This is a genomic window from Variovorax sp. J22P240, assembly GCF_030316855.1.
Lineage (GTDB): Bacteria > Pseudomonadota > Gammaproteobacteria > Burkholderiales > Burkholderiaceae_C > Variovorax.
On the sequence record NZ_JASZYR010000025.1, the window covers coordinates 1 to 13,312 of the forward strand.

Annotated in this window: 12 protein-coding genes and 1 pseudogene; 8 read left to right on the forward strand and 5 right to left on the reverse strand. The window is 66.2% G+C overall.

From position 1 onward, the window contains the following. The 6 genes and pseudogenes from QTI24_RS29910 to QTI24_RS29935 form a co-directional block, all read left to right on the forward strand. A pseudogene (locus tag QTI24_RS29910) lies at positions 1 to 202 on the forward strand (TAXI family TRAP transporter solute-binding subunit); the annotation flags it as partial. A gap of 56 nt (positions 203 to 258) precedes the next feature. Then, positions 259 to 945, forward strand: a complete 687-nt coding sequence (locus QTI24_RS29915; protein WP_286605426.1) for a DUF3348 domain-containing protein — start codon at positions 259 to 261, stop codon at positions 943 to 945. 10 nt (positions 946 to 955) lie between these two features. Continuing rightward, positions 956 to 3,046 (forward strand): DUF802 domain-containing protein, encoded by a 2,091-nt coding sequence (locus QTI24_RS29920; RefSeq protein ID WP_286605427.1) that lies wholly within the window; start codon positions 956 to 958, stop codon positions 3,044 to 3,046. Next, positions 3,046 to 3,693 (forward strand): OmpA family protein, encoded by a 648-nt coding sequence (locus QTI24_RS29925; protein WP_286605428.1) that lies wholly within the window; start codon positions 3,046 to 3,048, stop codon positions 3,691 to 3,693. Before QTI24_RS29920 ends, QTI24_RS29925 begins: the two co-directional genes overlap by 1 nt. Further along, positions 3,686 to 4,309: a DUF2894 domain-containing protein gene (locus tag QTI24_RS29930; protein WP_286605429.1), complete on the forward strand. Its 624-nt coding sequence runs from the start codon at positions 3,686 to 3,688 to the stop codon at positions 4,307 to 4,309. Before QTI24_RS29925 ends, QTI24_RS29930 begins: the two co-directional genes overlap by 8 nt. A gap of 297 nt (positions 4,310 to 4,606) precedes the next feature. Then, positions 4,607 to 5,239 (forward strand): hypothetical protein, encoded by a 633-nt coding sequence (locus QTI24_RS29935; protein WP_286605430.1) that lies wholly within the window; start codon positions 4,607 to 4,609, stop codon positions 5,237 to 5,239. A 19-nt stretch (positions 5,240 to 5,258) separates the two neighbouring features. Here the strand turns inward: QTI24_RS29935 and QTI24_RS29940 are convergent, their stop codons facing one another. Then, a complete protein-coding gene (locus QTI24_RS29940; protein ID WP_286605432.1) occupies positions 5,259 to 6,674 on the reverse strand; it encodes a carotenoid oxygenase family protein in 1,416 nt (471 codons plus the stop codon). 124 nt (positions 6,675 to 6,798) lie between these two features. On the opposite strand from QTI24_RS29940, the gene QTI24_RS29945 reads away from it, so the two are divergent. Next, positions 6,799 to 7,479 (forward strand): TetR-like C-terminal domain-containing protein, encoded by a 681-nt coding sequence (locus QTI24_RS29945; protein ID WP_286605434.1) that lies wholly within the window; start codon positions 6,799 to 6,801, stop codon positions 7,477 to 7,479. Positions 7,480 to 7,508: 29 nt separating this feature from the next. On the opposite strand, the gene mmsB is transcribed toward QTI24_RS29945, so the two are convergent. Genes mmsB through QTI24_RS29965 form a run of 4 tightly spaced genes read right to left on the reverse strand, consistent with a single transcriptional unit; the run spans position 7,509 to position 12,256 of the window. Beyond that, a complete protein-coding gene (gene mmsB / locus QTI24_RS29950; RefSeq protein WP_286605436.1) occupies positions 7,509 to 8,408 on the reverse strand; it encodes a 3-hydroxyisobutyrate dehydrogenase in 900 nt (299 codons plus the stop codon). 32 nt (positions 8,409 to 8,440) lie between these two features. Beyond that, positions 8,441 to 9,556 carry an enoyl-CoA hydratase/isomerase family protein gene (locus tag QTI24_RS29955; RefSeq protein WP_286605438.1) on the reverse strand — a complete coding sequence of 372 codons (1,116 nt, stop codon included), beginning with the start codon at positions 9,554 to 9,556 and terminating at the stop codon, positions 8,441 to 8,443. Between the two features lie 14 nt (positions 9,557 to 9,570). After that, positions 9,571 to 10,725, reverse strand: a complete 1,155-nt coding sequence (locus QTI24_RS29960) for an acyl-CoA dehydrogenase family protein (protein WP_286605440.1) — start codon at positions 10,723 to 10,725, stop codon at positions 9,571 to 9,573. 10 nt (positions 10,726 to 10,735) lie between these two features. After that, positions 10,736 to 12,256: a CoA-acylating methylmalonate-semialdehyde dehydrogenase gene (locus QTI24_RS29965; RefSeq protein ID WP_286605442.1), complete on the reverse strand. Its 1,521-nt coding sequence runs from the start codon at positions 12,254 to 12,256 to the stop codon at positions 10,736 to 10,738. A gap of 104 nt (positions 12,257 to 12,360) precedes the next feature. Between QTI24_RS29965 and QTI24_RS29970 the strand changes: the two genes are divergently transcribed. Next, complete coding sequence (locus tag QTI24_RS29970) at positions 12,361 to 13,251, forward strand: LysR family transcriptional regulator (protein ID WP_286605444.1); 891 nt, start codon at positions 12,361 to 12,363, stop codon at positions 13,249 to 13,251. Positions 13,252 to 13,312: the final 61 nt, after the last annotated feature.

Here is a 13,312-nt window from a genome sequence, read left to right on the forward strand (position 1 = left end):
CGGGCATCCCAAGTGGAAGCAGGTGAAGCTCGAGCTCCCTGCGCTGAGCCAGGGGTGGCGCTACTACGGCCCGATGGAAAAGCGCTTGCGTGCGTGCATTGCCGGCCAGAGCGGCTTTGGCACGCCGACTTCGACCAGGGCGCCAGCGCCTGCCCGCCCCTGCACCGAGCAGGAACTGGTGCTCGGCATCTGCAGGCGGTAACAAGTCGTGCGGCGAGCCGGGCAGTGTAGACTGCCGGGTTTATCCAATTTGGCAGCATGGTGCAAGTGTCACGGCGCACAGGTTTCACCGGCTCGGCGCTCATTCGCTTGCTCGCTCGGCTGGCCGACACCGGCGTCCCCGAACCCAAACAAGCCTTCGCGGATCGATTGAGTCAGTGGGTCAGCTGGACCGACGCCATCTCCCTGGCCGGGGCGTTGGATGGCGGTCCCGCGACGGCGCCCTCCGGCGCACGAGTTCCCCTGAGCGCCGAAGAAAGCGAATGCACCCGCGCGCGCGCCACCCTGGTGCACGCCATCGCCGCGCCGATGGAAGCGGCGGCGGACTTCTCGCCTTACCGCCAGCGCTACCTCTCCCGGCAACAGGCGATGGAGGCGAGCGTCGGCCCCCTGCGCGAGCGCCTGCGAGCCAGGCTGGCGGCCGGATCGCCGGCAATGGCCCGTCTGGCCGCGGTGGACGCCGTCATGGAGCAGGCGCTGGGTGTGCATGAGCACCGCTTGCTGTCGACCGTGCCCTCATTGCTCGAAAAGCACTTCAAGCGCTTGCGCAAGGCCGACGAGACAGCGCAGGTCGCCGCAGTCACCGCGGCCGAGTCCGTCGGCGGGGTTCACCCCGGCGCGTGGCTGGATGTGTTCCGCAAGGACATGCAAGGCGTGTTGCTCGCTGAATTGGACATTCGATTTCAACCGGTCGAAGGGCTGCTCGAAGCCCTTCGCGTGAGTTAACCAGGCCTTCATGACCAGATTTCTTCATTTCACCGCCTTCTTCGTCGGCCTGGCCGCCGTCTGCTGGGTCGGCGTCGGCTACATCGGCTCGAACCCGCTGGCGCTGGCGATCACCGTGCTCATCGGTGCCTTCTACCTGATGGGCGCGCTGGAGCTGCATCGTTTCCACCAAGCCACGTCCGGCTTGACGCATGCCGTCGCGGACTTGACCGCGCCCCCGGCGAGCCTGGGCCCATGGCTCGACCAGCTGCATCCCTCCTTGCGGAATGCAGTGCGCCTGCGCGTCGAAGGTGAGCGCGTCGGCCTGCCGGGCCCGGCCCTGACGCCTTACCTCGCAGGGCTGCTGGTGCTACTCGGGATGCTGGGCACCTTCGTCGGCATGGTCGTCACGCTGAACGGCACCGGGACGGCGCTCGAAAACGCATCGGATCTGCAAGGCATGCGCGCCTCCTTGGCTGCACCCGTCAAGGGCTTGGGCGTGGCGTTCGGCACCTCGCTGGCCGGCGTGGCCGCGTCTGCGATGCTGGGCCTTGTCTCCGCCCTGTGCCGGCGCGACAGAATCCAGACCGCGCAGTTGCTCGACACGCGGATCGCGAGCACCTTGCGCGTCTTCTCACAGGCCCACCAGCGCGAGGAATCCTTCAAGCTGCTGCAGCAGCAGGGTCAGCTGATGCCCGCACTGATCGACCGGCTGCAGGCCATGATGGCGACGATGGAGCGGCAGAGCCAGGCGCTGAACGAACGACTGATCACCAACCAGGACACTTTCCACGACAAGGCCGAGGCCGCATACGCCACCCTTGCCTCCTCCGTCGACCAGTCACTGAAGGAGAGCCTGACCGAAAGCGCCCGGGCCGCGAGCGCGACGATCCAGCCGGTCGTCGAAGCGACGATGGCGAGCATCGCGCGCGAAGCCACCTCGCTGCACCACACCGTCGAGCACGGCGTGCAACGGCAACTGGATGGCCTGTCGAGCCGCTTCGAGGCCAGCACCGCCACGGTGGCGGACCTCTGGAAGACCGCGCTCGCGGGGCATCAGAGCACGAGCGAAGCGCTGTCCAGGGATTTGCGCACCTCGCTCGACCGCTTCGCCGAGACTTTTGAACAGCGCTCGGCATCGCTCGTGGACGGCGTCTCTGCCCGCCTGGAGACCGCGGTCGGCAGCGTGTCAGACACCTGGGGCAACGCCCTGGCGCAGCACGAGCGCGTGAGCGAGAACCTGTCGAAGGGCACGCAAGGCGCCCTGGCAGCGGCTGCGGCGACCTTCGAGCAGCATTCGACTTCGCTTTTGCGCACGGTCGACGAGGCGCACGCGACCCTCCAGACGGAGATGGCGTCGCGCGACGCGCAACGCCTGGGCGCCTGGACCCAGGCGCTTGCGGCCATGGCCGCATCGCTCCAGCAAGAATGGCAGCAGGCGGGCGCGCGCACCGAGAGCCAGCAGCACGAAATCTGCAGGACGCTGGCCGAGACCGCGCGCGACATCTCCACGCAATCCGAGGCGCACGCGAAAAACACGATCGCCGAAATCGCCCAGCTCATGCAAGCCGCTTCGGAAGCGCCTCGCGCCGCCGCCGAAGTCATCGCCGAACTGCGCCAGAAGCTGTCCGACAGCATGGCGCGCGACAACGCGATGCTGGAGGAGCGCAGCCGCATTCTCGAAACGCTGGAGACTCTGCTCAGCGCCGTGAACCATGCCTCCACCGAACAGCGCTCGGCCATCGATGCGCTGGTCGGCGCGTCGGCGGAACTGATGGACCGTGTCGGCACGCGCTTCAACGACAAGGTCGAGGCGGAAACCGGGAAGATGGCCGAGGTCGCCGCACACATCACCGGCAGCGCCGTCGAAGTGGCGAGCCTCGGGGAGGCATTCGGCTTCGGCGTGCAGTTGTTCAGCGATTCGAACGACAAGCTGGTGACGCATCTGCAGCGCATCGAAGGTGCGCTCAGCAAGTCCATCGCGCGCAGTGACGAGCAACTGGACTACTACGTGGCGCAGGCGCGTGAAGTCATCGACCTGAGCATCATGTCGCAAAAGCAGATCGTCGAGGACCTGCAGCAACTCGCCAGCAACCGTTCAACGGCAGGCAGCGAAGCGTGATGACAGAGGAGCTCGACGCCGGCGTGGAGCCGACCGTGCCCGTATGGGCCGTTTTCGGCGACCTGATGTCGGGGCTGCTGGGGGCCTTCGTGCTGATCCTGGTGTGCGTGGTCGGCATGCAACTGGATCTCTCGACCAAGCTGGAGGCCGAGGTCAAGCAGCGGCAAGAGGCGGCGCAGCGTCTGCAGGCACTCGAAAAAGCACTGGCCGGGCCTTTGGCGGCAGGCCGGGTGACATTGAACAACGGGCGCATCGGCATCAGCGGAAGCGTGCTGTTCGCGGTCAACTCCGCCGAGCTTCAGCCCGAAGGCCGGCAACTGCTGAGGAGCCTGACCGGGCCGCTGGCCGCATACCTGCAGGCCCGCGACGAAATCCTGATGGTGAGCGGCTTCACCGACGACCGGCAGGTGCGCGGAGGCAACCGCCAGTTCGCCGACAACTGGGAATTGTCCGCACAACGCGCCCTGACGGTGACGCGGTCGCTGATCGAAGAAGGCATCCCATCGTCCTCGGTCTTTGCCGCAGCGTTCGGCTCCGAGCAGGCAGTGGCGTCGAATGCCGATGCCGAAGGTCGGTCGAAGAATCGGCGAGTCGAGATGGCGCCCACGCCGAGGCCTTCCAACTCCCACGTGAATTCCCGTGAGTAGCGACGAAGCGAGCGACGCCCTCGCGATGATCGACGCACGGCGCCGCCGTGGCGATCATCGCTTCGACCCCGTCCGCTTTCGTTTCATCGAGGCCCTGGCCAAGCGGTCCGCCACGCACCGTGGTGAAGCGCGGCGGATCCTCGACGGCAAGGTCGCCAGACTGCTTGCGGCGTATGCCGGGGATCTCGAAAAGGCCCCGCCCTCCGACGGTGGCACCGCGAAGCAGAACGCGAAGGTGCAGCGCCAGCGCGGCGCGCTCGGAGCGCTCGTCGATCACATCGGCCAACATGCTTCGCCGCTGGGTGACGATCCGGCGACAAGGGATGAACTGAAGACGCTCACGCAGTTCAGAAGCACCTGGTCGCGGCTCAGCGCCGATCGACGGCTGACTCAATCCCAGGCGACGGTGCCGCAGAATGCCGGCCCGCTCAACTCGCACCATCTCGTGCACCGATCGCTCCGGTTGATGCGCGACGTGTCGCCGGAGTACCTGAGCCGGTTCATGTCGTATGTCGATGCCTTGCTGGGGCTCGACCAGTTGCACAGCGCCGGTGGTCCCGGCAGCGCGGACGCTCCACGCGCCGAAAAGAAGGCCGCCCGCGGCAAGTCGGGCTGACGCGATTCATGACGGGATCCGGATTCGGAGAATGTGCGTAGAGTCTACGCATCTGTCGAATTCACGATGACCGACCTGACCGCGACCACGGGCAAAAAGTAGGCGGCCGCTGGCAGACATCGCACCGCCGGAATGCGCAAATTCGAAGGATTGCGTTTTCACGCTTCTGGAGAGCAACTAATGCCGGTGATTTGCGCTGTCTGCAATACCGAAAACCGCGACGCCGCGATGTTCTGCCATGGCTGCGCGCGCAAGTTGCCTACCTTCGCGGCCACTGGACCTTCTTTGCTGGATTCGATGAAGCTGAGGCAGGCGGGTGGCGAGTCGTTCGCTGCCGACGCTGCCGACGCTGCGGACGCTGCGGACGGCCCGGGCCGCATCATGATGTCTGCCGAAATGCGCAGGTTCTGGATTCACATCGGCGTGCTGATACTCGCTATTGCGCTCGGCTTCCTCGGCTGGTTTGCCTATGTGACACGCAAAGTACCCTTGCATGCACCGGAAACGGCGAAGGTTCTGCGCGCAGCGCCTGTTGCCCCGTCCGGCCCGCCAACGGCAACTGTCACGGCGGCGCCAAAGGTGCGGGAGCCGGCCAAGCCTCTGGAGCCCGTGCCGCTCGGCACCTCATTGGCCGCGGGAGAAGTCGAGGTTCCACCAGGTCCGGCCGCGGCGCCGGTGCACCCTCCGGTCGTGTCCGCTCCGCCGCCCCCTTCGCCCGAGCGGAGGCAGCCGCCGCGCGCCGCCCCGCCCGCTCGCGCAATGGCACTCGATCCCAGGGCCGGATGCGAGACTCTCAATTTCATCTTTGCCGCCCGTTGCGAAGCCGCGCATTGCGACAAGCCGGAATACACGAGGCACCCGCGCTGCGACCTCGTGCGAGAGGAGCGTCGGCGAGACGAAGCACGGCGCAATCCGACACTGGCCTTCTGAACCGCCGCCGAAGCCGGCATCAGCCACGGGCAGGCAGCCAGCTTCCGTGAAAGCCGGAGGGCACCCGGTGTGAAAGCTGAACGGTGGCGATCGGACCATCGACCAGCGCCTGCGCATTGAAGACCACCAGGTCGCTGCGGCATTCGGCCGCGCGGTAGACGGTCGCCAGCAACCAGCCCTCGCCTTCTGGCGCATCCGGCGCTCGCGGGACGAACACAGGCTCGGACACGCGATCGCCCGGCGGCAGGTAATGCAGCGTGCGATGGCCCGTCACGGCGTCGTAGTGCGCCAGGCCTTCGTTGCCCGCGCCGTAGCGAGCCTCACGCTGGCAGGCGTACCAGCCGTGGCGGTAAGGCAATCCGGCTCGGCGTTCGTCGATGCGCGGAAACTCGCCCGCGAGGTCGTCCAGCGGCTGCTGTTCGAATCGGTTGCCGGGTGCCGAGAGATCGAAAGTCCAACGGCACAGTCGTGCCACGCTGCGCTGCGGATCGGTCGGCCGGCCATCGGGATAAGGAAACAGCGGCGGTTCGTCGTAGCGCATCACATCGGCCACGATGCGGTGGGCGCCCTTGTCGTCCTGCTCCTCCCATGCATTCATCACGTGGAAGACATAGCCAGCATCGCCTTCGAACCAGCGGATGTCCTCGACGCGGCCGTCGCGCGGCATCACGCCGACGCGAGCGCCGAGTTCAGGCTCCCACGCGAAAGGCGGCAGGCCCCGCTGCGCGCGGGCCATGCTGGCCGACAGCGGCAGCACGGGGAACAGCACGTGGCCCTCGGTCACGGCGAAGTCGTGCACCATGCTCGCGTACGGCGCCTCGAAGCAATCGAATCGCGTGACATGGCCTGCCGGATCCATGGCACCGTAGGTCATGCCGCTGGACAGCGGCCCGGTGGTGCCGTAGCCGAAGAAGAGCATCTCGCCGGTCACCGGATCGGTCTTGGGGTGTGCGGTAAAGGGGCCATTCAACCCACCACCGAAGTCGAAAGGCCCACGCGTGGCGAGCGTGACGGGATCGATCTCGATCGGCAGGTGAGCTTCTTCCAATGCGAGCAGCCGACCCGCGTGCCATGCGACATGTGTGTTGGCGACGCCCTCGTCCGCTACTCCCGCAGCAGCGCCATCACCCTCTTTGGGTAGCCCGAAGCCGTCGAACAGACGGCGGCCGGCCTGGTGCTCGGCCTTCCAGTGGGCAGTGCGGACCCAGCGGTTGCGATAGCTCGCGCGCCCGTTCGCCAGTTCGAAGGCATGCAACATGCCGTCGCCGCCGAACAGGTGCGCATCGGCGCTCGGGAACTGGGGATTCGGGCCGTTTCGGTACAGCGTGCCGTTCAGGCCGGCGGGCAGTTGGCCCACGATTGGCAAGAAGGCGGCTTCGGCCTCGAAGGTGATCGGGGCGCCGTTCACGCGCCGGGGAGGGGTTTCCTGGGTCATTGCAGGTTCCTTGGAGTTGATATTGACGCTGTCAACACTCGAATTGGAAAACTGTTCAGAAGCGAAGTCAAGTAAAATTGACGCCGTCAACATCAACGCGCACCGTCGCCCTCCTACGCCCGCCATGCCCGCCCCCGCCACGAAGACCCGGCGCGAACCCGCATCTGCATCTCGCGGGCGACCCAATCCCCTTGCTGCCCCCTATCACCACGGCGCGCTGCATGCCGCCCTGCTCGCAGCGGCACAGGACATCCTTGAAAGCCAAGGGCTGGAAGGTCTGACGTTGCGCGCTGCCGCGCGTGCGGCCGGTGTCTCGCACGCGGCGCCCAAGAATCACTTCGATGACCTGACCGGCTTGTTGAGCGAGCTGGCGGCAGTAGGCTTTCGCCAGTTCGCCGATGCGCTGCAGCTGGCGGCTGCTGGCCATGCCGTCGCCTCGCCTGAGCGATTCGAATCCATCGGCCACGCCTATGTCGCCTTCGCGCGCGAGCATCCGGCGATGTTCTTGCTGATGTTTCGCAGCGAGCGACTCGACATGGAGCGGCCCGCCTTGCGAGAGGCGATCGAGCTGGCCCGACAGGCGCTGGCCGGTGCCGCTGCCGGGCGCCTTGGTTTGTCGCAGGAAGCGGGTGCGCCGGTCACTCCCGATCAAAGCGCGACGATGGTCGCGGCGTGGTCGCTGGTGCACGGCTTCGCCATGTTGTTGATCGACGGTCGACTGAACCCGGTGTTGGCGCGCAGGCCCGAGGGTGCTGACTGGCAGACCTTGCTCACTGCAGTGTTCAATTCGCGCCGGGCGAGGTGACGCCTAGTCGCTCCCTGCAACCCCGCGCATCAAGTTGACTTGGGCTGCACAAGCTTGATGACGCTCGAGAAATCGAGCGCGCCATGTCCGGCCAGGCTGTGCGCGGCATAGAGATTGCGCGCCAGTCCGCCCAGCGGCGTGGCGGCGCGCACTGCGGCGGCGTTCTCCTGGGCGAGCCCCAGATCCTTGAGCATCAGGTCGGTGCCAAAGCCGCCGGCATAGCCCTTGGAGGCCGGAGCAGCCTCCATCACGCCGGGCAGCGGGTTGTACTTCTCGAGGGCCCAGTTGCCGCCCGAACTCCGCCGCATGATCTCGGACAGAACCTTGGGATCAAGCCCGTTGGCAACGCCCAACGCGATGGCCTCGGACGTGCCGATCATCAGAATGCCGAGCAGCATGTTGTTGCAGATTTTCGCCGTCTGGCCTGCGCCTGCACCACCGGCGTGGAAGATGTTGGCCCCCATCTTCTCGAGCACGGGCCGGGCGCGTTCGAGGTCGGCTTCCGAACCACCGACCATGAAGGTCAGCGTGCCGGCGATGGCACCGCCGGTGCCGCCCGACACGGGCGCATCGATCACGGCCACGCCACGCTTCGCGCCTGCCTCGGCCACCTTGCGGGAGGTCGCGGCGGCGATGGTGCTGCTGTCGATCACCAGCGTGCCGGCGGGAATGCTTTCGAGCAGCCCCGGCTTGCCGTCGCTGCCGAGGTAGAGCGCCTCGACGTGCTGGCTCGCGGGCAGCATGCTGATCACCACCTCGGCACCCGTGAGCGTGTCGGCCGCGGACTTGGCGATGGCTACGCCGTCCGCGCCGAGCTTCTTGCATGCGTCCGCCGACAGGTCGAAGGCGCTGACCGCATGTCCGGCCTTATGCAGGTTCAATGCCATCGGGCCGCCCATATTGCCCAGTCCGATGAATGCGATCTTCATGTGAGTGTCTCCGTTGGTTTTGTGAGGTCGGCTCAGACGAGCGCGGCGAGCGGGTGCGGGCCTTCGGCGCGCACCCGCAAGTGGTCTTCGATGAACTCCGGCGTGATCTCTTCGAGCGTCGCCGGACTCCAGCGCGGAGTGCGGTCCTTGTCGATCAGCACTGCGCGGATACCTTCCGCGAAATCCTTGTGGGCGCAGAAGCCGAGCGAGGCCCAGTACTCCAGCCGGAACACTTCGGCCAAGGACATGCGCGGCACACGCTGCCAGAGTTCGAAGGACAGGGCGGCCGAGCTGGGCGCGCCCTTGGCGAAGGTCTTGGCGGCGTTCTGCAGCCAAGGATCGTCGGACTTCAGTTCGTGCAGGCGCCTCGCAATGTCGAGCAGGTCGTCGCCGGCCATGAGTTCGTTGATGGTGTCGAAATGCTCGCGCACCTTGGACGGCTGCTTCTCTGCGCCTTCACCGGCCTGCGCGAGAAGGCGCGACAGTGCGGCCCGGTCGACCTTGGCTTCGCCCTTCCACGCATGGGCGGAGATGGCTTCCAGCAACTGCGACTTGCGCTCCTGCGGCACCACGATGTCGGCCAGGCCGCAGAAGATCGCATCCGCCGCGTTGAGCGGCGCCGCCGTGAGCGCGAGGAACAGCCCGACCCGGCCCGGCGTGCGACGCAGGAACCAGCTGCCGCCCACATCGGGGTAGAGGCCGATGCTGATCTCGGGCATCGCGATGCGGCTCTGCAAGGTCACGACGCGGTGCGAGGCGCCCGCCATGAGGCCGACGCCGCCCCCCATCACGATGCCGTGGCCCCAGCACAGGAAGGGCTTCGGAAAGGTGTGGATCAGGTGGTCGAGTTCGTACTCCTCGCTGAAGAAGCTCTCGGCGTAGGTGTTGCGCGCAGGCCCACATTCGAGCAGCGTCTGGTAGAGCTGGCGCAGGTCGCCGCCGGCGCAGAAGGCCTTCTCGCCACTCGCGTCCAACAGCACGCCGACGACGCCTTCGTCCTGCGCCCATGCGCGCAGCTGGGGAATGAGGAGCCGCACCATTTCCACCGACAGCGCATTGAGCGAAGCGGGCGCGTTGAGGGTGGCGACGCCGAAGCGCTTGCGGTTGGATGCCTTGATTTCTTTGAAGAGGACGACGGGGTCAGTCATGTTTCTTGGCAGGTTCATCGAATGTCGCTGTCGCCCTCGAGGAGCTTGCGGGCGACGATGACGCGCATGATTTCATTGGTGCCTTCGAGGATCTGGTGCACGCGCGCGTCGCGCACCAGCCGCTCCAGCGGGAATTCGCTCAGGTAGCCATAGCCGCCGTGCAGTTGCAGTGCATCGTTGCACACGTTGAAGCCGGCATCGGTGGCGAAGCGCTTGGCCATCGCGCAATAGGTGCTCGCGTCGGCATGGCCCGCGTCGAGCTTGCTCGCGGCGAGCCGCACCATCTGGCGTGCGGCGACCAGTTCGGTCGCCATGTCGGCGAGCTTGAACTGCAGCGCCTGGAAGCTCGCCAGGGGCTTGCCGAACTGCTGACGCTCGTGCAGGTAGCGACGGGCCGCATCGAGCGCCCCCTGCGCGGCGCCGACCGAACATGTCGCGATGTTGATCCGCCCGCCATCGAGGCCTTTCATCGCGATGCGGAAGCCCTCGCCTTCGCTGCCCAGCAGGTTCTCCGCCGGCACGCGCACGTTGTCGAAATTGATGGTGCGGGTGGGCTGGCTGTTCCAGCCCATCTTGTGTTCCTTCTTGCCGTAGCTGATGCCCGGCGCGTCCGCCGGCACCGCGAAGGCGGAGATGCCGTTCGCGCCGCCACCGCCCGTGCGCGCCATGAGCACCAGCACGTCGGTCGAACCCGCGCCCGAGATGAAGGCCTTGCCACCGTTGATGGCGTACTCATCGCCTTGCAGCTCGGCGCGCGTCTTGAGCGAACCGGCGTCGGATCCGGCGCCCGGTTCGGTGAGGCAGTACGAGGCCAGCTTGCGACCGCTGGTCAGGTCCGCGCCCCAGCGCTCGCGCACCGCGGGGCCGCCCCATGTGCCAAGCATCCACGTCGCCATGTTGTGGATCGTGATGAAGGCGGTGGTCGACGGATCCACCGCCGCCATCTCCTCGAACACCAGCGTCGCATCGAGGCGCGGCAACGCCAGGCCGTCGATGCTTTCTGGCGCATAGAGCCCGCAGAAACCCAACTCGCCGGCCTTCGCGATCGCGTCCTTGGGGAAGATCGCTTCCGCGTCCCACTGGGCGGCATGCGGCGCGAATTCGGCCTGGGCGAATTCGCGCGCCGTGTGCGCAAAGGCCCGCTGCTCTTCAGTTAGCTCGAAGTCCATGCGGACGAGCTTACTTGAGGCTGATCGTCGTGTTGAGCCCGTGCGCCGTGCTGTCGTCGAACCAGCGCGAGGTCACCGTCTTGGTCTGCGTGTAGAACATGATGACCTGCTTGCCGTACGGACCCAGGTCGCCAAGCTTCGATGCGCGCGAACCGGTGAACGAGAACATCGGCACCGGCACCGGGATCGGCACGTTGATGCCGACCTGCCCCACGTCGATGTCTTCCTGGAAGCGACGCGCCGCCGCGCCCGACTGCGTGAAGATCGCGGTGCCGTTGCCGTTCGGGTTGGCGTTGATCAACTCGATCGCTTCGTCGATGCTGTCGGCGTTCGCCAGGCACAGTACAGGGCCGAAGATTTCCTGGTCATAGATGGTCATCCCAGGCTTGACGTCGGCGAACACCGTCGGGCCGACGAAGTTGCCCTTCTCGTAGCCGGGGACGGTGGGCTTGCGGCCATCGAGTGCCAGCGTCGCGCCATCGGCCAAGCCGCGTTCGATCAGGCCGTTGACGCGGTCGTACGCCGCGCAGGACACCAGCGGGCCGACGTCCACGCCCTTCTCGGTACCGGCGCCAATCTTCAGCGTCTTCGCCTTCGCGACCAGATCCGGCACCCACTTCTGCGCATCGCCCACCAGCACCGCGACCGACACGGCCATGCAGCGCTGACCCGCGGCGCCGAAGCTCGCACCGGCCAGCGCATTGAGCGTCTGCTCCTTGTTGGCGTCGGGCATCACGATGGCGTGGTTCTTCGCGCCCATCATGCATTGCACGCGCTTGCCGGCGACCGTGGCGCGGTTGTAGACGTGCGTGCCGACCTTGGTCGAACCGACGAACGAGATCGCCTTGATGTCCTTGTGGTCGCAGATCGCATTGACCACGGCCTCCCCGCCATGCACGACGTTGAGCACGCCGGCCGGGATACCGGCTTCGAGCGCGAGTTCGCACAGGCGCATCGTGACCATCGGGTCCTGCTCGGAGGGCTTGAGCACGAAGGTGTTGCCGGTGACGATCGCCATCGGGAACATCCACAGCGGGATCATCGCGGGGAAGTTGAAAGGCGTGATGCCTGCGCAGACGCCGAGCGGCTGCAGCAGCGTGTACGTGTCGACACCGTTGGCGACGTTATTGGCCATCTCGCCGAGTTGGAGGTTGCCGATGGCCGATGCATGCTCGACCACTTCGAGGCCGCGGAAAACGTCGCCCTCGGCATCGGGCAAGGTCTTGCCCTGTTCGGCCGTGAGGATCGCGGCCAGCTCGGCCATGTTCTCGCGGATGAGCTGCTGGTACTTCAGGAAGATGCGGGCGCGCGCGCCGATGGGGGTCTTGCGCCAGGTCTTGAAGGCTTCCTTGGCGGAGTCCACGGCGGCGTCGACTTCGGCCTGCGTGGCGAAGGGCACTTTGGCGAGCACTTCCTGCGTGGCCGGATTGACGATGTCGCGCCACTCGGTGGTTTTAGATTCGACGAACTTGCCGCCGATGAGCAGCTTGACGGTGGCGATTTTGGTCGCGGGCGTGGTGGTGGCGTCCATGTACTTTGTCTCCTGATTGGGGGGTGCAGGAGGGGGATGCTAGCTTTGCACTTTTGCATTAGCAATAGACAAATACGCACCCGCGATCTGCATAATTGCACATCATGGATTGGGACAACCTGCGCTACTTTCTGGAGCTTGCGCGCTCGGGCACGCTGGTCGGCGCTGCGCGGCGGCTGGCGGTCGACCACACGACGGTGGCGCGGCGCATCCAGGCGCTGGAGAAGCAGGTGGGCACGGCCCTCTTTTCGCGCGAGGCGGATGGGCATCGGCTGACGGAAGCGGGCCGCCGGCTGCAGCCGCAGGTGGAGGCGATGGAGAGTGCGTTTCTCACGGTCGAGAGCGCGACGCCTACGTCGGACGAAGGGTTGTCGGGGTTGGTGCGGATCGGCGCGACGGAAGGCTTCGGCACGATCGTGTTGGCGCCGCATCTCGCGCTGTTCGCCCAGCAGCATCCGAAGCTGGTGATCGATCTGCTGGCAATGCCTCGGCTGGTGCATCTGTCGCGGCGCGAAGCGGACATCGTGATCTCGCTCGAACGGCCAGCGCGCGGACCGGTGGTGGTGACCAAGCTCACGGACTATGTGCTGCGCCTGTACGCATCGAAGCCCTATCTGGCGAAACACGGAGCGATTCGCACGCGCGACGATTTGCGCGGGCACACCTTCATCAGCTATGTGGACGATTTGCTCTTCAGCAAGGAGCTGCAGTACCTCGACGAACTCTACAGGCCGGATTCATTTGCGCTGCGCAGCACGAGCATCCTGGCACAGCACCAGGCTACGTTGGCGGGCGCGGGGATCGCGGTGTTGCCGGCATTCATTGCCGAACGCGACAAGTCATTGCGTCGGGTGCTGCCGGATGAAGCCAACTTCACGCGCACGTTCTGGATGTCTGTACCTGCTGAGACTCGGCACTTGGCACGGATGAAGGCGACTTGGGATTTCTTGCGGGAGACAGTGGAGGGGCAGCGTTCTCTGCTGTTGCCGGACTGACTCTTGGCTCAACCCCAACGTCTCAGCGTCGTCGGCCGGCACAGGGCACGCCGCCTGAAGA